Raw genomic sequence first — 18,663 nt, forward strand, 5'->3', positions numbered from 1 at the left:
AAGAGGATGCAGTACGGCAGTATTTGCAGGATGGCAAATCATATCGCCAGGTTACGGAAGAACTCGGCATAAAGGATGCCAAGACTCTTCGCTCTTGGGTTAGTAAAGCCAGAAAAGGGGAATCAACTGCTTAGAATCAATGCCGCAGGGGCTTTTTAGATGTCTACTTGACAGGGGGCAGACCAAATCGTCATGGCAAAAATTTATGGCTACATCCGTGTATCCAGCGTGGATCAGAACGAGAGCCGTCAGCGTATCGCTCTTGAACAGCAGGGCATACCGTCAGGGCACATTTTCATGGACAAAATGTCGGGTAAGGATTTTCAGCGCCCGCAGTATCAGACCATGCTCAAACGGCTCAGGACGGGAGACCAACTCTGCATCACCAGTATTGATCGGCTTGGCAGAAACTATGAGGAAATTTTGGAACAGTGGCGTGTTCTGACCAAGGAAAAGCGGTGTGGACATCCTCGTCCTCGATATGCCCTTGCTCGACACTAGGCGGGACAAAAACCTGCTCGGCACCTTCATTGCCGATCTTGTCCTGCAGGTGCTTTCCTTTGTGGCTCAGAATGAACGCGAGAATATCCGCAACAGACAAGCCCAAGGTATTGCAGCGGCCAAACAGCGTGGCGTATGCTTTGGCCGTGAGGTTAAACCCTTGCCGGACAACTTTCTGGAAAATTGTAACCTCTGGCTTGATGGCCGCCTCTCAGGTCTGGAAGCGGCTAGAAGATGCCGGATATCCCAAAGTACGTTTTACCGAAAGACAGGAAACTTGCAGAAAAATCATGCCCAATGTATTTTTTGTGAGGGAAAAAGAAATTGCGGCGCTATGTCCAGATTTGGCTTTCCCTGAGACCTTCGGGCTTTTACCGAAAACATGATGAACGCAGGACGAAGATTATGGATGAGCGATAGTTGACGGTCGATGACATTTGCACATATCTGAATGTGAGCAGCGAGACGATTTATAAGGTGATAGAGCAACGGGTCATGCCCGGTCATCGCATTGGCCGTCGCTGGATGTCTAAACAAGACGAACTGGACGATTAGATCCGTTCCGGCGGCGCGGCTGATAAATCTGATAAGCCGGACACCGAGTAGTAAGGGGTAACCATGGCCGAACCGATTCTCGACAAGATAAAGCGAGCTGTTCAAGCAGCCGAAGGACTGTATTACCGCCTAGTATTGCTGGTGGGAGAGACCGGTTCCGGCAAGACCGGCGTCCTTCGGGAAGTTGCCGAGGAGTTCGGTTCATCCATCGTCAATGTCAATCTGTTGCTTTCAGGAGAACTGCTGGAGCTGACGGCAAAGCAGCGGTCACTTCGGCTGGCGGGTATCCTCGAGCAAATCGTGGCGCGTGCTCAGTCACCGGTGGTGATGGATAATCTCGAGATCCTCTTCGACAAGAATCTCCGTCAGGATCCCTTGCGACTGCTGCAGGCCATTTCAAGAAATCGGGTCGTGCTGGCTTCATGGAACGGAAACATAAATTCCGGGAGGCTCTTGTACGCAGAAAGCGGCCATCCTGAGTACCACAGTTATGAATCGGTCGAGGCTCTGATTGTGGGCATGGATGGCACGACTGCAGGTGATTCGGCAAACAATAGAAAGGCAGAATAAACATGAAATACGGAGACCTTATCCAATTCGACCCGATAGAGTCCGTTGTTCAGCTGCGTGATGCGGACAAAGCGAGCGCCGCGCACACACTCGTGAACACCTATGTCATTTCTGAGGAAATGGCTGAACGGTTTATTCAGCTTGTCATTCCTCAGCTGCAGTTTGATCAGCCGGTTGACAACAAAGGCTTGCTGGTTGTCGGTAACTACGGCACTGGTAAGTCTCACTTGCTGTCGGTGATCTCCAGTCTTGCCGCAGACGCCTCCCTGCAGAAAGAGCTGAACCACGCCGGTGTCCGCCATGCGGCATCTCAGATTGCCGGTCGATTCAAGGTTATTCGTACTGAAATAGGAGCCACCACCATGTCCCTGCGCGACATCCTGGTGGCCGAACTGGAAGAGCATCTCGAAAAGCTCGGTGTGGACTATGTGTTCCCTGAATCCGGGACCATCACAAGTCATAAACGGGCTTTCGAAGACATGATGACTAAATTTGGCGAAGTCTTTCCCGATCACGGCCTGTTGCTGGTGGTTGACGAGCTGCTCGACTACCTGCGTACACGCAAGGATCAGGAACTGATCCTCGATCTCAACTTTCTGCGCGAGATAGGCGAGGTCTGTAAGGATCTGCGCTTCCGTTTTATGGCCGGCGTCCAGGAAGCCATCTTCGACAGTCCACGTTTTGCCTTCGTCGCTGACAGCATCCGCCGGGTGAAGGACCGTTTTGAGCAAATTCTCATTGCCCGCAGCGACGTGAAGTTCGTCGTAGCCGAGCGTCTGCTCAAAAAGACCACCGAACAGCAAGCCAAAATCCGCAACTATTTGATGCCGTTTGCCAAATACTACGGCGGGCTCAACGAGCGCATGGACGAGTTCGTTCGACTCTTTCCAGTGCATCCCGATTACATCGATACTTTTGAACGGGTCACCGTGGTGGAAAAGCGCGAGGTGCTCAAGACTTTGTCTATGAGCATGAAAGCTATTCTCGGTAAGGATGTGCCGCAGAACGAACCTGGCCTGATCGCCTTCGACAGCTACTGGAATACTCTTAAGCAGAATCCTTCTTTTCGTGCGATTCCTGAGATCCGGGCAGTCATTGATTGCAGCCAGGTGCTGGAATCCCGGATCGAAAACGCCATTACCCGTAAGCAATACAAGCCGATGGCGCTGCGGCTGATCCATGCGCTGTCCGTCCACCGCCTCACCACTGGCGACATCTATGCCCCCATGGGGGCGACCGCCGAAGAGCTGCGCGATCGACTCTGCCTGTTCGAACCGCTGATAGCCGAGCTGGGCAGCGATGAACCCGATAAGGATCTGCAGACACACGTGGAAACGGTTTTGCGGGAGATTCACAAAACGGTCAGTGGCCAGTTCATCTCCTTTAATGCCGACAACCGTCAGTTCTATCTCGACCTCAAAAAAACCGACGACTTCGACGCGTTGATCGACAAACGAGCCGAAAGCTTAGGGCAGGCTCAACTCGACCGCTTTTATTACGAAGCGCTCAAACGGGTCATGGAATGCCAGGACGCTACCTATGTCACTGGCTACAAGATCTGGCAGCACGAGCTGGTCTGGCAGGAGCACAATACGACGCGCACCGGCTATCTCTTTTTCGGCGCTCCCAACGAGCGTTCCACCGCTGTGCCACAGCGGGATTTTTACCTCTATTTCATCCAGCCCAACGATCCGCCGCGCTTTAAGGATGATAAGGCCAATGATGAGCTCTTCTTTCGCCTGAAAAACACCGATGAGGAATTTCAGACCGCACTGAAAAACTACGCTGCGGCGCTGGATCTTGCCGCTACCTCCTCGGGGCACGCCAAGGCTACCTATGAATCAAAAGCCAACGACTTCCTGAGAAAACTGGTTCAGTGGCTGCAGAAGCACATGAGCAATGCCTTTGAGGTTACCTATCAGGGGCGCACCAAGTCGATGACCGAATGGGCCAAGGGCAAATCCATCCGCGATCTGTCCGGCCTGTCGCCCTACGAGACCATTAACTTCCGCGACTTGATCAACACTATCGCCGGGATTTGCCTGGCTCCGAACTTCGAGAATCAGGCCCCGGGCTATCCATTCTTTTCGGTTCTGATCACTGGCAGCAATCGTGCCCAGGCCGCGCAGGACGCCCTGCGGGCCATCGCCGGGCAGCATCGTACCAAGCAGGCAACCGCAGTGCTGGATGCACTGGAGCTGCTGGACGGCGAAAGGCTCACCCCCTACAAGTCGAAGTACACCCAGTTCATCCTCAATGCCGTCAAGGCCAAGGGGAATGGTCAGGTGGTCAACCGCAGCGAGATCATTCAGGACAACCACGGACTGGAATACATGAACCAAGGTGGTTTACGCTTGGAACCCGAATGGGTGAGTGTGCTGGTGGCGGCGTTGGTCTACTCCGGCGACATCGTGCTTGCCATCCCTGGAAAAAAATTCGACGCCACAGGATTGCAGCAGCTGGCCGCTACCGGCATAGACGAGCTGATCCGTTTCAAACACCTGGAGCAGCCCAAGGAATGGAATCTTCCAGCACTCAAGGCACTGTTCGAGCTGCTCGGCATGGCACCGGGCATGGCCCAGCTTGTCGCCCAAGGTAAGGACGAGCCTGTGCAGGACCTCCAGCAGACGGTGGGCAAAATCGTCAAGCGTATCGTCATGACTCGGCAGACTCTGCGCGAAGGACTCGCCTTCTGGGGAATGGATCTGCTCACGGGCACAGATCTGTCCAGCCAGGTCGATGGACTGGACGAGGCCAAGGAGTTCTTTGAATCGCTGCAGGTTTACTCCTCTCCGGGCAAGTTAAAAAATTTCCGCTACAGCGCTCCCGAAGTGCTGGCCCATGAAAAGGCTGTGAAGATACTAGATGAGCTGGATACCCTGCGTGAGTTTATCATGGATTTCAGCCCGACAGTGTCATGGCTCTCCACCGCAGAAGCCGTGTTGCCCGCTGACCATGAATGGGTGAAGCGCATGAAAAACATCCGGCAGAAGGTGCTGGATGTTCTCAAGCAGACCAACCTGACAAATCTGTCCAGCCAGTCCCAAAGCATCGGGGGCAAATTGCAAGGGCTGAAGAAGGAGTATATTTCTATCTACATCGGCCTTCACACCAAGGCCCGGCTAGGCGTGAACGACGACAAACGCAAGGCTGGATTGCTCAGCGATCAGCGGCTGCAAACCTTGGTCAAGCTGGCCGGTATCGACCTGATGCCCCGGCTGCAGCTCACTGATTACCAGACCCGTCTGGCAGGACTGAAAAGCTGCTTCGCCCTGACCGATCAGGACCTCGATGCGTCGCCCATCTGTCCGCATTGCGGATTCCGGCCTTCTGTGGAAAACTGCCTGGCAGCAGGCGCACAGGTGATCGATCAGATGGATGCCCAACTCGACACTATGGTGAATGCCTGGACCTCCACCATCCTCAGCAATTTGGAAGACCCAATCACCCAAACCAACATGGATCTTTTGAAGGTCGATGACCGCGATCAGCTGGAAGACTTCATTAAATCCAGGGAACTGCCGGTGCCGCTGAACAGCAACGTTGTCCATGCGCTGAAGGAAGTGCTCTCCGGCCTCGTCAGGGTCACCGTCAAGACGCGGGAGCTGCAGCATGCCCTGGAGTCGTCCGACGGCCCAGCTACACCGACGGAGATGAAAAAACGCTTTGAGGCCTACGTCGATCAGCTCACCAAGGGCAAGGATCCGGCCAAGGTACGGATCGTCATAGAAGAGTGACTAAACGAAGACACCAGACGAAAGTCAAGGATGACGAAAATGAAAGAAGTCCGTCTGCTAGGCTCGCTGACTGAAGCTCCGCAGAAGCCCTCCGGCCCGGTGACTTGTCTCGGCATGACCTTTAAAGATGATGAGGCCCGCCGCGCCTATTTTACCGAGGAACTGCGCAAAAAGCTCCAGGACCCGGAATTCCGCAGCATCGAAGGCTTTCCCATCGGCAGCGATGAGGACATCTTGAATTTAAGTGATCCGCCGTACTATACCGCCTGTCCGAATCCGTGGATTGCCGACTTCATTGCTGAGTGGGAAGCTCAGAAGCCGAAGCAGCCAGAAGGTTATCACTACCACCGTGAACCTTTTGCGGCTGATGTCAGCGAGGGGAAGAACGATCCTATCTACAACGCACATTCCTACCATACCAAGGTGCCGCACAAGGCTATTATGCGCTATATTCTCCATTACACAGAGCCGGGGGATATCGTGTTTGATGGTTTTTGCGGAACAGGCATGACGGGTGTAGCTGCGCAAATGTGCGGTAGTAAAGAGGCTGTACAGTCATTAGGTTATCGTGTCTTGGGTGACAGTTCTATTTTTAATGATGAAGAAAATGCAATTTCAAAACTTGGAGAAAGAAAAGCTATTCTTACGGATTTGTCTCCTATTGCAACATTTATATCAAATAGTCTAAATAATATAATAAATAGTACAAAATTTAATAATGCTTATAAAAAATTATTAAAAAAAGTTTCGGATATTGAATCTGATATTTATATAGCCTATACTGATGATGGATCACGATGTGGTGTAATTAATTATGTTGTATGGAGTGATGTATATATATGTACAGAGTGCTTTCATGAGTTTGTTTACTGGGATGTTGGTGTTGATTTTGATAAAGGAGAAGCTAAAAAATTTTTTACTTGTCCTCATTGCAACGCTGAACAGTCGACTAGATCATTGCAAAGGTCCTATGAGACAACAATAGATATACTGACTAATCTCCCTATTAAAATATTTAAGCAAAAGCCAGTGATGATTAGCTATATACCTTCTGGCAAGAAAAAACTCCAAAAAGTTTGGAGTGCCGGAGATGAAAAAAAATTGAGAGCGATAACTGTAGATGATGTTTTATCCAATTTTCCAATTGTCGAAATGCCAAAAGGCGATAGGTGGCACAGAGATGCTTTTGAAGATAAAGGGGTAACTCATCTCCATCATTTTTATACTAAACGAACGATTATTGCCCTAGCAAAGATTTTAAATGCAATAAAAAAAGGTGATTTTGACTATAAGGAAAGAATTTCTCTTCTTTTTCTATTCACTTCTTTTGCTGACAGAAATGCAACAAAGCGGAATAGATTCATAATTAATAAGTATAATCCGCAAGGTCGTGTGAATGGACCGATGACTAACTGTTTATATCTTCCTAATATATTTTGTGAAATGAATATTTTACGATTGATGAATGATAAACAGAAAGATATCCTCTCTGCACTTCAAAGTAGCAGTTTTAGAGAAAATAATCGCTCTATTATTAATACCGGATCATCATTAAATTTGATAAATATTCAAACATCATCTGTTGATTATATTTTTACTGATCCACCTTTTGGTCATAATATCCAATATTCAGAACTAAATTTTGGTTTGGAGAGTTTCCTTGGTGTAAAATCTAGCGGAGATTCTGATGCTGTTGTTAACGAGGTTGCTGGAAAATCTCTACTGGTGTACACCAACATGATGTCAAAGGCTTTCTCTGAATATTACAGAATTCTTAAGTCCGGGAAATGGATGACAGTAGAATTTCATAATTCAAAAGCATCTGTATGGAATGCAATCCAAGAGGCCATAGGTAGGGCAGGGTTTGTGATCGCTCATGTTGCAACACTAGATAAAAAACAGAAAACTATTCACCAAGATACGAATATTAGTGGAACAGTTAACCAAGATTTAATTATTTCTGCTTACAAGCCTAAGGGAGCACTTGAAGAGCGATTTAAATTGACTGCTGGAACAGAAGCTGGTGTTTGGGATTTCATTAGAAATCACCTTTCGCAACTACCGGTCTCTGTGGTCAAATCTGGAAAAATGGAAATCATTGCCGAGAGGTTAAACTATCTCTTGTTTGACAGAATGGTTGCCTTTCATGTCCAGAGAGGAGTCTCTGTGCCTCTGTCTGCAAGTGATTTTTACAAAGGACTATCTCAGCGATTTGCTGAAAGAGATGGGATGTATTTATTGCTTGAACAGACAGCTGAGTATGACAAAAAACGAATAAGTGTAAAAGCTGTTGAACAATTATCTCTGTTTGTTTCTGACGAAGCATCTGCAATTGAATGGCTCCGCCGAAATATCAAGGAAAAGCCGCAGACATTTCAAGAGATACATCCTCACTTTATTCAGGAGGCTCAAAGAGCTTGGAGTAAGATGGAAATACCTTTAGAGCTTTCCACTCTCCTCGAGCAAAACTTCTTGCGCTATGATGGCAAAGGACCAGTGCCCGAGCAGATACACGCCTACCTTGCCACCAACTGGAAAGAGCTGCGTAATCTGCCCAAGGATGATCCGACCCTGGTCGCCAAGGCTCGTGACCGTTGGTATGTACCCGATCCTCGCAAGGCGGGAGACTTGGAGAAGCTGCGTGAAAAAGCGTTGCTCAAGGAGTTCGAGGAATACAAAGAGGCCCAAAAGAAACTCAAGGTATTCCGTCTTGAAGCTGTCCGCGCCGGCTTCAAGAAAGCCTGGCAGGAACGCGACTACGCCGTTATCATTGCCGTGGCTGAAAAACTTCCTACTAATGTCATGGAAGAAGATCCCAAGTTGCTCATGTGGTACGACCAGGCAGTAACCAGGATGGGAGGCGAATAAGTATGCTTAAGGAATTACGAATACAGAATTTCAAAGGGTGGAAGGATACCGGCACTATTCGTCTGGCGCCCATTTCGCTATTTTTCGGTGCTAACAGTTCCGGTAAATCCAGCATCGGTCAGTTCCTGATCATGCTGAAACAGACCGTTGAATCACCGGATCGGAAAGCCGTGTTTTACCCAGGTGGAAAAAGCTCAGCTGTTCAGCTTGGTTCCTATCAAGAAATGGTTTTTCATCGTGATCCGAAAAACAAAATTGCCTTTGATTACAGATGGTCATTGATGGAAAGCTTGAAGTTTAAAGACCTCCTGTCAGACAAGACTTTTTCTGGAAATGAATTGGATTTTAGTGCCGAGATCGAATTAAGCGACGCAAGGAAGAATTTACTCCAGGTCGCAGAGTTCCAATATCGTCTTCTCGACAATAATATGCAGTCTCTTTCCATTAATTTTTCACGAAAATCCAATAAAAATGAATATACCGTATTAGCAGAGCAATACAAACTTGTTAGAAAGAAGATGCGTGTTTGGGCTCTAAAAGATGTTGTTCGATTTTATGGTTTCCCTGACGAGGTGGTCGCCTATTATCAAAATGCTGAGTTCGTTCAGTCTTTGAATTTTGCGCATGAAAAACTATTTAGCTCAATCTATTATCTGGGACCGCTTAGAACCAAGGCGGAAAGGCTTTATACTTGGAGTGGTATCGCTCCAGAAAGCGTTGGTTTTGCAGGCGAAAACACTATTGCAGCAATTCTGGCAGCACGAGACCGAAAAATTAGTCTAGGTTACAGGAGGCCGGCAAAGCAGTTTGAGGAAATTATTGCCCTCAAGTTTAAGGAAATGGGACTTATCGAAGAGTTTAGGGTCAGCCCCATATCCAAACAGAGGCAGGACTATGAGGTTAAGGTTCGCACCAAAGGATCAGGGGATTGGGTGGATCTTCCGGACGTCGGTTTTGGCATTTCGCAAGTTCTGCCGGTTCTTGTGCAGTGCTTTTATGCTCCTGCGGGTTCGATTATCCTTATGGAGCAACCGGAAATTCACCTGCACCCAAGTGCTCAGTCTGCGTTGGCCGATGTGATAATTGAAGTGATCAACTCCAGAGAAAATGGGAACGATAGAAACATTCAAGTAGTCATTGAAACCCATTCTGAGCATTTCCTGCGCCGGTTGCAGAGGCGAATTGCCGAAGATGCTATTTCACAAAAAGAAGTATCTGTTTATTTCGCTAATAATTCTAAGACACCTGCTACACTTGAACCTCTACAAATTGACGTGTTCGGCAATATTAAAAATTGGCCGGAAAATTTTTTTGGTGATGAGATGGGTGACATCGCTGAACATGCTAAAGCAGCCTTGAAAAAGCGAATGCAACAGAACACATGAAAGCGGGAGTTAGTCAAATGAGTTTTCCAGATAAATGTCTTGTGGACACAAATGTTCCAAAGATGGCGAATCGTGCAATTGCATCTGACGACATTCCTGAAGAATTGGTTTATTGTGTATTGTCCTGCGTTAAGGCAATAGAGCACGTTATTGAAAAACGTGGCTTAGTTATTGATGCCGGTGACGAAATTTTCAATGAATACCGGCAACAGCTTTCCATGAAAGGTCAGCCGGGACTCGGAGATTATTTCATGAAGTGGGTTCATGATCATCGCTGGAGCCTACCTGATTCCGAGAGGGTAACTATCTCCAAGGACGGCGACTCCTATAAACAATTTCCAGAGCATGAAGGATTGGTAAATTTCGATATATCGGATCGAAAATTTGTTGCCGTCGCAAATGCTCACCCTGAGAAACCACCGATTCTGCAATCCACAGATTGCAAATGGTGGGGCTGGAAAGATGCTTTGAAGGATGTCGGTATTACCGTTCATTTCCTCTGTCCTGAATATGTCAAAACCAAATATGAGGAGAAGATCGGGTCGTGAACGACAATTTTTTCAAGTTTCCTTCCACTCCACATCTGGCAGCGTTGCCTGATGTCGATATCCGAGATGATAAGGTGCTTTCGGAATCAGAACGTTTTGATTTCCTACGGCATAGTCTTGTTGTCGAAGAAAAGGTAGATGGCGCAAATCTGGGAATCTCTTTTGATTTGGAAGGAAGTATTCGAGTACAGAACCGAGGTGCATATCTGTACTTGCCTGGATCAGGACAGTGGAAAAAACTTGGCGACTGGCTGGCCCCCCGGATCGATATGCTGTTTGAGATTCTTTCCGCCCAGTTCATACTTTTCGGAGAATGGTGCTATGCCCAGCACTCGATTTCTTATGATCGTTTGCCTGACTGGTTCCTTGGTTTCGATATTTACGATAAACGGTTTGCCAGGTTTCTTTCTTCGGAACGTCGGGATGCTATTTTAAGGGAAATGTGTATTTCCCAAGTTCCTATTCTCGCACGCGGGCGCTTCACTTATCCAGAAATTCAAAAACTCCTATCTGTCTCAAAATTTAGCGATCAGCCTGCGGAAGGAATCTATCTCCGAGTTGATCAAGGAGATTGGCTGGCCCAACGGGCTAAATTGGTTCGACCAGCGTTTATCCAAGCTGTGGAGAAGCACTGGACGCGCTCCGCCATCAGGCCGAATCGGTTGAACTCGGAGTTGCAAGGATGAAGTCTCACCTCAGCAGTCAGAGTTGGCAATACAGCACAATTCATAACAATGCCTGCAAGGTCATTGAAGAAAAGTCCTTGTGGGGGCAGACGGTGTGTCGCATCTGGTTGCCGAATCAGAACGCAGTTGTGCTCGTGCCCCGTTCAGCTTTGCGGTCGCTGAGTGCCGACTTGCGGCCGGAGATCGAGATCGGACACATTGCCTATGTGTCATCCGCTGCCAAGGTGGCCGAAGTGCTGGAAGGGGCCAGCGGCACAGCCGATGGCCATGTGCTTCTGGCTCCCATGGAATCCAACGTTATTCCTCTGCCGCATCAGCTCCATGCCTTGTCCCGTGCCATCTCCGGCGACCGCGTACGTTACCTGCTGGCCGACGAGGTGGGCCTTGGTAAGACCATCGAGGCCGGACTGATCATGCGCGAGCTCAAGCTGCGCGGACTGGTTCGGCGAATCTTGATCGTTGCTCCTAAAGGCATTGCCCCCCAGTGGGTGACGGAAATGCAGACGCGCTTCAACGAACAGTTCCAGCTTGTGCTGGGCGACGACATCAGTACGCTGCAGCGCCTGACTTCTGGGGCGAATCCGCGTAACTCAGCATGGTCAATGTTCGATCAGGTCATTGTCTCTCTGGATTCGGTCAAGCCCATGGGCAAGCGGCGCGGTTGGACCGCCGAGCGCGTTGCTGACTACAACCGCAGTCGGTTCGAGGATCTGATTACCGCCGGCTGGGACTTGGTGGTGGTGGATGAAGCACACCGACTGGGTGGTAGCAGTGATCAGGTCGCCCGTTACAAACTCGGCAAGGGGCTGGCGGAGGCTGCGCCTTATGTGCTGCTCCTTTCGGCTACTCCCCATCAGGGCAAGACCGATGCCTTTCATCGTCTGATGAACCTGCTTGATGCAGAGACCTTTCCAGACATGGACAGCGTCTCCCGAGAGCGGGTGGCTCCGTATATCATCCGCACCGAAAAACGCAAAGCCATTGATGCCGATGGCAAGCCGCTCTTTAAACCTCGGCGAACGCAGATGGTTCCGGTGGCTTGGGAAAAGCGTCATCACCTGCAGCAGCTCCTCTATGAAGCTGTGACCGACTATGTACGCGAGGGCTACAATCAGGCCCTGCGTGAGAAGAAGCATCACATTGGCTTTTTGATGATCCTGATGCAGCGCCTGGTTGTCTCCAGCACACGGGCGATCCGTACCACTTTGGAGCGTCGGCTTACAGTCCTCAGGGAGGGCAAACAGCAGGCCAATATGCGCCTGACGGAGCTGGAAAACAGCGCGGATGGCTCGGAAAACTTCGACGAAATAGCCGAACTGTACGACATGGATGGTCAGGAACTGCTTGACGATCTGCTGAAATCTCAGATCTCGGCTCTCCAGAATGAAGGCAGCCATGTGAAGACCCTGCTTGATGCAGCGCTTCAATGCGAACAGGCCGGACCGGACGCCAAGGCCGAGGCGTTGCTCGAATGGATCTACGAATTGCAGGCCGAGGAAAACGAGCCGGATCTGAAAGTGTTGATCTTCACCGAGTTCGTGCCGACACAGCAGATGCTGAAAGAGTTTCTGGACGCCCGGGGAATCCCGGTCGTCACCTTGAGCGGAGCCATGAATATGGAGGAACGTAAACAGGCCCAGGACTCCTTCCGCACATCGCACCGTGTGCTGGTCTCCACCGATGCGGGGGGTGAAGGTCTGAACTTGCAGTTCGCCCATGTCATCATCAACTACGACATCCCCTGGAATCCGATGCGGCTGGAACAGCGAATCGGTCGAGTGGATCGTATTGGCCAGATCAGGACGGTGCGGGCAATCAACTTCGTATTTGAAGATTCGATTGAGTTCCGCGTCCGTGAAGTGCTGGAGCAGAAGCTCTCGGTAATCTTCGATGAATTCGGCATCGACAAGACCGGTGATGTGCTTGATTCCGCCCTGGCCGGTGAGATATTCGAGGGTATGTTCACCTCAGCCATTATTAATCCTGACGACATTGAAAGCTCCGTGGAGTACACGATGGCCCGGCTTCGCAATGAGATTCATCTGGCGCATGAGGCCTCCGCCCTCTACGGCATTTCAGAAAAGCAGGATATACATGCGGCTGAGCACCTGCGCTCCCATCCGCTGCCTTATTGGATGGAACGGATGACCGTGGGCTATCTCAAGTCTCACGGCGGCGTAGCCATCCGGAAGCGCTCCTGGTGGGATCTGACTTGGCCTGACGGCCAGGAAATTCGCAAGGCCGTGTTCAATACCCGGGAAGCGGCGCGTCTGAGCGACGCAACTCTGCTCACTCTTGAAAACAGTCGTGTCCGTGGACTGGCTCTGAATCTGCCGCAGATCGTGGCTGGTCAGCCTTTGCCCTGTGTGAGACTGAATGGATTGCCGGCCAGTATCTCCGGTTTTTGGGGACTTTTTGAAGTCCGCCTTCAATCTATGATGCTCCAGAAAATACGGCTCCTGCGCATTCCCATGAGGCGTAGGGGGTATATGAGTGTATTCCTGAGCGAGGAAGGCAAACTGTTTCTTCCCACGGCTCGGCATATCTGGGATGCGCTGCTGACCGCGGAAGTTCAGATGTGTGGCGCACTCAGCCAGGACGAGTCCATCATTGCCCATGAGCGCTTGCAGGAATGGGCCGAACAGGCTGTGCAGGAGAAGTTCTGCACATTACAACAGGTACATCTTGCCTCTGTGGATCGCGAGGAGAAACGTGGCCTCATTTCCTTTGCCTCGCGCCGTAAGGCCATTGAGCGGGTTGGATTAGCGGAGGTACGGCTATTCAGGGCGTCCCGTTGCGATGCGGATGAATCCGAGTGGTGGCACGAACTGCAGGCAGCAAGACAGATCGTGCCGGAAATCCGGCCGCTGCTGATGCTGCGGATTATCAGGGGAGACGCGCAATGAAGAGTTGGCGAGATGCCATTCTGAACGATTTTGTACCGAACGTCAGTAAGCTGACGCTGGTCGCGGATCCGGATTGTCTGCTGACTGAGGAAAAACTGGCGCTGGAGCTTCGCGGACGGGGCTTCGATCTCATCGAGTTCAGAGACTCCATCGAATTCAGATACGCCTATGAGTCCAGGTACCGTTCAATCGGGGAGCGGGGCGAACATACCGATCTGGTAGTAGTTCTTCGCTTGCAGGATGTGGAACTGGAGGCACTGCCCTACGATCTGCTTCAGGCAGGCCGAAAACTGTCATTCAATCTGGGGGAGCTTTTTCCTAATCTGAGCTACCCTGTTATCGAGAAGCTCGACCGGAGCCTGTTGGACACGCTCTTTGATGCCCAGTGCAAGTCTCAGCCGGATCGCATGGGTGACAACGCCACCAAGGATTTCATTCTCCGTCATGTATTCGGCATTGCACCGGAACTGATCGACAATGAAGCAGCGCTGCTCCACACCTTGCTTCACCTGCATTACTGCAAGCTTCAAATCCCGATGATGCTGGCTGAACGGCTCATCCAAGTTCTCGAAAGCCATGATAGGTTCAAAAATTGGCCGCTTTCTGAGATCATTCCGGACGATGAGGCATTCTTTGCCTTTTTGCAGGAACGCTGGCCGCTTTTTCTTTCCAGGCTCGGTAGCGTCAACTATGTACGGGAAAATTCGCTGGATGGTCTCAGGTATCGCGGTCCGTCTTGTCTGCCGTTCGACCATCAGGACATCAAAGTCTACATCGACAATTTGTTTCTGGAGGGAAAACTCACCCCTGTCGAGGCCAAAGGTATTGACGTGGATGCCGGGTCCTGGATTCGCAGCGGCATCGTTACATCCGACGCGGACGATGACGCGCTTCGGATTTCCCGTATGTTTGATCTTGTTGAAAAGAATCTGCCCGCTGCGGAAGCACGATATTCGGACTGGCTCGTCTTTGCATTGAAATGGGCCGAACTTTCTTCTCTCGTTTACTGCGGCGACAGCACTGAGTACCAGACCAGGCTCAGAGAAGTCGGCGATGTACTGAACATAACTTTTGTGAGTTGGCTGGCGGATCAATACGCCAGTTTGATCAATCTGCCGCCGACCAATCCAGCCATGCTGCATCATGTGCCGCGCCGCTTGGCAAGGGATATTGAGGACTCAGGCAGCAACCGTGCCGCGCTAATCGTGGTCGATGGCTTGGCTTTGGATCAGTGGGTGACTATTCGTCAGGTTCTGCAAAAGCAGGATGCTGAACTCGTCATGCGCGAATCCTCGGCCTTTGCCTGGATTCCGACACTGACCTCAGTATCGCGGCAGACGCTCTTCTCAGGCAAGCCGCCATTCTATTTCCCGTCATCCATCAACTCGACCAACAGTGAAGAGAAACTCTGGAAACAGTTCTGGGAAGGTCATGGGCTATCCCGGCTCGATGTAGCCTATCAGCGTGGCCTCGGCAACGGTGATGCTGTAGGCGTTCTCGACTCGGCAATCTACCCAGGGAAGACCAAAGTGGTAGGGCTGGTCGTGGACAAGGTCGACAAAATCATGCACGGCATGCAACTCGGCGCTGCCGGGATGCATAATCAGATCAAGCAGTGGTGTCATAGAGGATTTCTTTCCGACATGGTCGGCAAACTATTAGATTACGGTTATGCTGTCTGGCTGACGTCCGATCACGGCAACATTCAATGTGAAGGGAAAGGGCGTCCATTTGAAGGTGTGCTTGCTGAAACTCGCGGCGAGCGGGTTCGTATCTATCCCACGCCGGAACTTCGCGTTCAGGTGGCTGAGGCCTTTCCGTTTGCCCACCAGTGGCAGCCTGTTGGGCTGCCTGCGAACTATTTCCCGCTGGTGGCCGGTGGGCACGATGCCTTCGTGACCCCAGGAGATACCATCGTAGGTCATGGCGGTGTATCTATTGAAGAAGTCATCGTGCCCCTTGTGAAGTTTGAAAGGAGAACACGGTGATGGGTAAACGGCATGAAGCCATTGGTATCAAGCAGGCAATCCGCTTTGAGTGGATGCAGAAGACAGTCAATCTGCTGCTGGCGGGACTTGACGCCAAAACCATCCGCCAAGAGCTCCATGAATTTCTTGCGGACAAAAAAGGCAATGGATTAAAGGGTGAACGAAGCGATCAGACCCGAACCTTCGTGGTCAACAACCTGATGAAAATCTGGGTATCCCCTGATCCTGAGTTGATCTCGTTCCGTGATGCCTCGCTGGCTTTTCTGCGAGAAACCCCGTACATGGCTCTGGCGGTTCACTGGGGGATGGTTTCGGCGGTCTACCCTTTCTGGTTCAACGTGGCCAGCCAGATCGGCCGTTTGCTGACCTTACAGGATCAGCTGACCCAGACCCAGATCATCAAGCGCCTGAAGGAACAGTATGGCGACCGGCAAACCGTCAGCCGCTATGCTCAGTTCGTCATCCGTTCCTTTGTCGCTTGGAAAGTCCTGAGGGATTCCCAGAGCATGGGCTGCTATGAGAAAGCCGCTCCGGTGAGCATTGCTGAACCAAATCTGGCCATTTTGATGTTCGAATCTGCCCTCCTGGCTACTCCAGAGGCTAAAGCTGCATTGGGACTGCTCCTGAACAACCCGGCATTCTTCCCATTCCAGCTCCCCGTGATGACCGGGGCTTTTGTGTCTCAACGCAGTGACCGAATCGAGGTGGTTCGCTATGGACTAGACGATGACTTGTTGAAATTGAAGGGCAAGTAAATCATGGATGGGACGTGACTGCCTTGGATTTTTGGACTAAAAATATACGATTCTTGTTTTTCATGTCCTCAAGCGAAATCCGCTGTCAGCTTTATAGAAGGTGCTATTGGCATGAAAGACGCTGTCGGGGACGAAGCCGTGCGCGTATTTGCCGCACAATTTTACTCTGCCATTGGTTTTGGTAAGGCCGTGGCTTGTTGCCTTTAAACAAGCAAAAGCAGCTCTTTTACTTGAAGATATTAGCGAAGAAGAAATTCCAGAGGTATTTCTACAAGATGGCATTGAGGCGGAAAATTTTATTCTTGTCGAACCCGGATAATTGTTAGGAAATGGTTAGGAATGGGCTAAGACACTCCCTTACGTGAGCTATTTGTTGCCTCAGTGAGAAGAGCATAGCCCAGAATACCCCTCCGGTATGTTCCTGTGAGGGCGCACGAGAAATGAGAATCTTCCGCATGAGAAATGAGAACGTGCCAGCGCATTTTTTCTGCTTTGGCACGTTTTTTGAGTTAAGATTTTAAGTGCGCTCTGTGCAAGGTTTTTGTCCGTTATTCCTTGCCACGCTTACCGCTGTTCTTGATCAGGATGAGGCTGTTCAAAGTGCTTTCCGCACTCTTCCAGCCCTTGCAATGCTTCATGTAGCCCACAAAGCTGGCCACGCAGCAGCGCACGGTATCCAGATCGACACGCCCGCCGCGTAGCATCTTGACAAGCCCGCAAAAAACCTCTTTCGTGCCCGGCGCACGTTGCGCTTGCGCGGCAGCTTGTGGCTTGCCCAGTGCCGGTATCCAGCGAAGTCCACGCCATGAGACGCCGGAAATACCCGCGTTTTGTTGTTCAGGTTCAAGCGGAGTTCATAGGCCAAAAAGTCCCGGATTTCCGCCAGCAGCCGCCACAGCTCGGCCTTGTCGCGGTGCAGCAGCATGAAGTCATCCATATAGCGCACATAATAACGCACGCCCAGGGTATCCTTGATGAAATGGTCAAGCTGATCCAGGTAGACGTTGGCAAGCAGCTGGCTGGTCAGCTCGCCCAGCGGCAGGCCGCGAGGCGCAGTAGGATGTCGTGGTCTATGGAATAAAAATATTTGGTCACATCGGCCTTGAGGACGTACACGGAGTCCCACCGATCCTCCGCCGAACGGAGCATGGAAGAAAGATACTCGCTGGCGGCGTGTGTCCCCTTGCTCGCACGACAAGCAAAACTCTGCGCAATGAACCTTCGCTCGAAATACGGACCGATGACCTGCACCAGGGCGTGATGCAGCACGCAGTCCGCAAAGCAGGGAGCATGGATCACGCGCCTTTTCGGCTCAAAGACCTCAAATTCCCGGTACGGCCCCGGTCTCCATTCCCCTGCCAGCAGAAGCCGCCGGATACGCAGCAGGTTTTCTTCCAGCCGAGCGTTGAAGCGCATGACTTCACTGTGGTATCTCTTGCTGCGGGAGGCTTCCCGCGCTGCCATAAGCAGGTTTTCCCATTCCAGGACGCGGGGCCAGAGATTCAGGGCAGTTTTCGGCACGGTTTCCACCTTTCGGGTGCTCCCGTGCCGCGTTTGCCTGAGCTACCGGCCGCGCGGGAGCGCAGCACTTCGCGCCGAACTGGACGCGGCCTTCTTCCACATCTACCTGCCCGCCCGCAGGGACGGAAGCTGGAAGCCCTGCGCCGCCCTCACCGCCGACTTCCCCACGCCGCGCCATGCCGTGGACTACATCATGGACACCTTCCCCATCGTGAGGAGGAAGGACGAGGCGGCGTATGGCAGCTATCGCACTAAGGAACGCATCCTGGCCGCCTATGACGCCATGCTGAACCACCTGCCCTGAGAAGTCCGACCTCATCCCAGCATATTCTGCCAGTGTTACCTCGGCCAGAGTATCTGCAAAGGGTTTGTACCGTTTTCGCTCCAGTTCCGGAAATGCCACTGGTATGCTCGTTTCCCCTAAGAGATAGAACTTTCTTGAGGTACCACAAACTACCTGAAAAGGGAATTGAAAAAGGAGGGGGAGACACTGACTTTTATAATGACAAATGTTTGAAATTATGCTATCCTTCAAAAAAACGGAGGGTACCGAGATGCATTGCCGTAAATGTGGTTCTGAGGCATTTGTTAAAAATGGGTTTGTCGCTGGAGTTCAACGTTATAAATGTAAGGAATGTGGATT

General features: G+C 50.9%; 15 protein-coding genes and 1 pseudogene. 14 read left to right on the forward strand and 2 right to left on the reverse strand.

What is annotated here, in order from left to right:
• The 13 genes and pseudogenes from Q0Z94_RS11850 to Q0Z94_RS07730 form a co-directional block, all read left to right on the forward strand.
• Positions 1 to 134, forward strand: a 134-nt coding sequence (locus Q0Z94_RS11850; RefSeq protein ID WP_366517591.1) for a transposase, incomplete at its 5' end; no start/stop codon positions are given.
• 58 nt (positions 135 to 192) lie between these two features.
• A pseudogene (locus Q0Z94_RS11855) lies at positions 193 to 859 on the forward strand (recombinase family protein).
• 62 nt (positions 860 to 921) lie between these two features.
• Positions 922 to 1,056, forward strand: a complete 135-nt coding sequence (locus tag Q0Z94_RS07680; RefSeq protein ID WP_298068431.1) for an excisionase family DNA-binding protein — start codon at positions 922 to 924, stop codon at positions 1,054 to 1,056.
• Between the two features lie 63 nt (positions 1,057 to 1,119).
• The gene (brxF, locus tag Q0Z94_RS07685; RefSeq protein WP_298068432.1) at positions 1,120 to 1,626 is read left to right on the forward strand and encodes a BREX-3 system P-loop-containing protein BrxF; all 507 of its coding nucleotides are present in this window, start codon (positions 1,120 to 1,122) and stop codon (positions 1,624 to 1,626) included.
• Positions 1,627 to 1,628: 2 nt separating this feature from the next.
• Complete coding sequence (locus Q0Z94_RS07690) at positions 1,629 to 5,363, forward strand: DUF6079 family protein (protein WP_298068433.1); 3,735 nt, start codon at positions 1,629 to 1,631, stop codon at positions 5,361 to 5,363.
• A 39-nt stretch (positions 5,364 to 5,402) separates the two neighbouring features.
• Positions 5,403 to 8,231 (forward strand): DNA methyltransferase, encoded by a 2,829-nt coding sequence (locus Q0Z94_RS07695; RefSeq protein WP_298068434.1) that lies wholly within the window; start codon positions 5,403 to 5,405, stop codon positions 8,229 to 8,231.
• Between the two features lie 2 nt (positions 8,232 to 8,233).
• Positions 8,234 to 9,616 carry a DUF3696 domain-containing protein gene (locus Q0Z94_RS07700; RefSeq protein ID WP_298068435.1) on the forward strand — a complete coding sequence of 461 codons (1,383 nt, stop codon included), beginning with the start codon at positions 8,234 to 8,236 and terminating at the stop codon, positions 9,614 to 9,616.
• A 17-nt stretch (positions 9,617 to 9,633) separates the two neighbouring features.
• The gene (locus tag Q0Z94_RS07705) at positions 9,634 to 10,164 is read left to right on the forward strand and encodes a hypothetical protein (RefSeq protein ID WP_298068436.1); all 531 of its coding nucleotides are present in this window, start codon (positions 9,634 to 9,636) and stop codon (positions 10,162 to 10,164) included.
• Complete coding sequence (locus Q0Z94_RS07710; RefSeq protein ID WP_298068437.1) at positions 10,161 to 10,850, forward strand: RNA ligase family protein; 690 nt, start codon at positions 10,161 to 10,163, stop codon at positions 10,848 to 10,850. Before Q0Z94_RS07705 ends, Q0Z94_RS07710 begins: the two co-directional genes overlap by 4 nt.
• The gene (locus Q0Z94_RS07715; protein ID WP_298068438.1) at positions 10,847 to 13,756 is read left to right on the forward strand and encodes a helicase-related protein; all 2,910 of its coding nucleotides are present in this window, start codon (positions 10,847 to 10,849) and stop codon (positions 13,754 to 13,756) included. The genes Q0Z94_RS07710 and Q0Z94_RS07715 overlap by 4 nt, the downstream gene beginning before the upstream one ends.
• Positions 13,753 to 15,744, forward strand: coding sequence for a BREX-3 system phosphatase PglZ (pglZ, locus tag Q0Z94_RS07720; RefSeq protein ID WP_298068439.1), 1,992 nt, complete (start codon positions 13,753 to 13,755; stop codon positions 15,742 to 15,744). Before Q0Z94_RS07715 ends, pglZ begins: the two co-directional genes overlap by 4 nt.
• Positions 15,744 to 16,499 (forward strand): hypothetical protein, encoded by a 756-nt coding sequence (locus Q0Z94_RS07725; protein ID WP_298068440.1) that lies wholly within the window; start codon positions 15,744 to 15,746, stop codon positions 16,497 to 16,499. Before pglZ ends, Q0Z94_RS07725 begins: the two co-directional genes overlap by 1 nt.
• A 148-nt stretch (positions 16,500 to 16,647) precedes the next feature.
• On the forward strand, positions 16,648 to 16,818 hold the full coding sequence (locus tag Q0Z94_RS07730; RefSeq protein WP_298068441.1) for a hypothetical protein: 171 nt from the start codon (positions 16,648 to 16,650) through the stop codon (positions 16,816 to 16,818).
• Positions 16,819 to 17,133: 315 nt separating this feature from the next.
• Here Q0Z94_RS07730 and Q0Z94_RS07735 read toward each other — a convergent pair whose 3' ends face one another.
• Together Q0Z94_RS07735 and Q0Z94_RS07740 are read right to left on the reverse strand one after the other, a co-directional pair.
• Entirely contained in the window at positions 17,134 to 17,625 is a 492-nt protein-coding gene (locus Q0Z94_RS07735; protein WP_298068442.1) for an RNA-directed DNA polymerase, read from the reverse strand.
• Positions 17,523 to 18,020 (reverse strand): hypothetical protein, encoded by a 498-nt coding sequence (locus Q0Z94_RS07740; RefSeq protein WP_298068444.1) that lies wholly within the window; start codon positions 18,018 to 18,020, stop codon positions 17,523 to 17,525. The genes Q0Z94_RS07735 and Q0Z94_RS07740 overlap by 103 nt, the downstream gene beginning before the upstream one ends.
• Before the next feature lie 16 nt (positions 18,021 to 18,036).
• On the opposite strand from Q0Z94_RS07740, the gene Q0Z94_RS07745 reads away from it, so the two are divergent.
• A complete protein-coding gene (locus Q0Z94_RS07745; RefSeq protein WP_298068443.1) occupies positions 18,037 to 18,324 on the forward strand; it encodes a hypothetical protein in 288 nt (95 codons plus the stop codon).
• Positions 18,325 to 18,663: the final 339 nt, after the last annotated feature.

Source organism: uncultured Mailhella sp., from assembly GCF_947631555.1.
Classification (GTDB): Bacteria; Desulfobacterota; Desulfovibrionia; order Desulfovibrionales; family Desulfovibrionaceae; genus Mailhella.

Bases quoted from the DNA above. Each gene is read 5' to 3' on its own strand.
- Q0Z94_RS07700 (WP_298068435.1), top strand. From the start codon at position 8,234: ATGCTTAAGGAATTACGAATACAGAATTTCAAAGGGTGGAAGGATACC.
- Q0Z94_RS07725 (WP_298068440.1), top strand. From the start codon at position 15,744: ATGGGTAAACGGCATGAAGCCATTGGTATCAAGCAGGCAATCCGCTTT.
- Q0Z94_RS07705 (WP_298068436.1), top strand. From the start codon at position 9,634: ATGAGTTTTCCAGATAAATGTCTTGTGGACACAAATGTTCCAAAGATG.
- pglZ (WP_298068439.1), top strand. From the start codon at position 13,753: ATGAAGAGTTGGCGAGATGCCATTCTGAACGATTTTGTACCGAACGTC.
- Q0Z94_RS07715 (WP_298068438.1), top strand. From the start codon at position 10,847: ATGAAGTCTCACCTCAGCAGTCAGAGTTGGCAATACAGCACAATTCAT.
- Q0Z94_RS07690 (WP_298068433.1), top strand. From the start codon at position 1,629: ATGAAATACGGAGACCTTATCCAATTCGACCCGATAGAGTCCGTTGTT.
- Q0Z94_RS07695 (WP_298068434.1), top strand. From the start codon at position 5,403: ATGAAAGAAGTCCGTCTGCTAGGCTCGCTGACTGAAGCTCCGCAGAAG.
- brxF (WP_298068432.1), top strand. From the start codon at position 1,120: ATGGCCGAACCGATTCTCGACAAGATAAAGCGAGCTGTTCAAGCAGCC.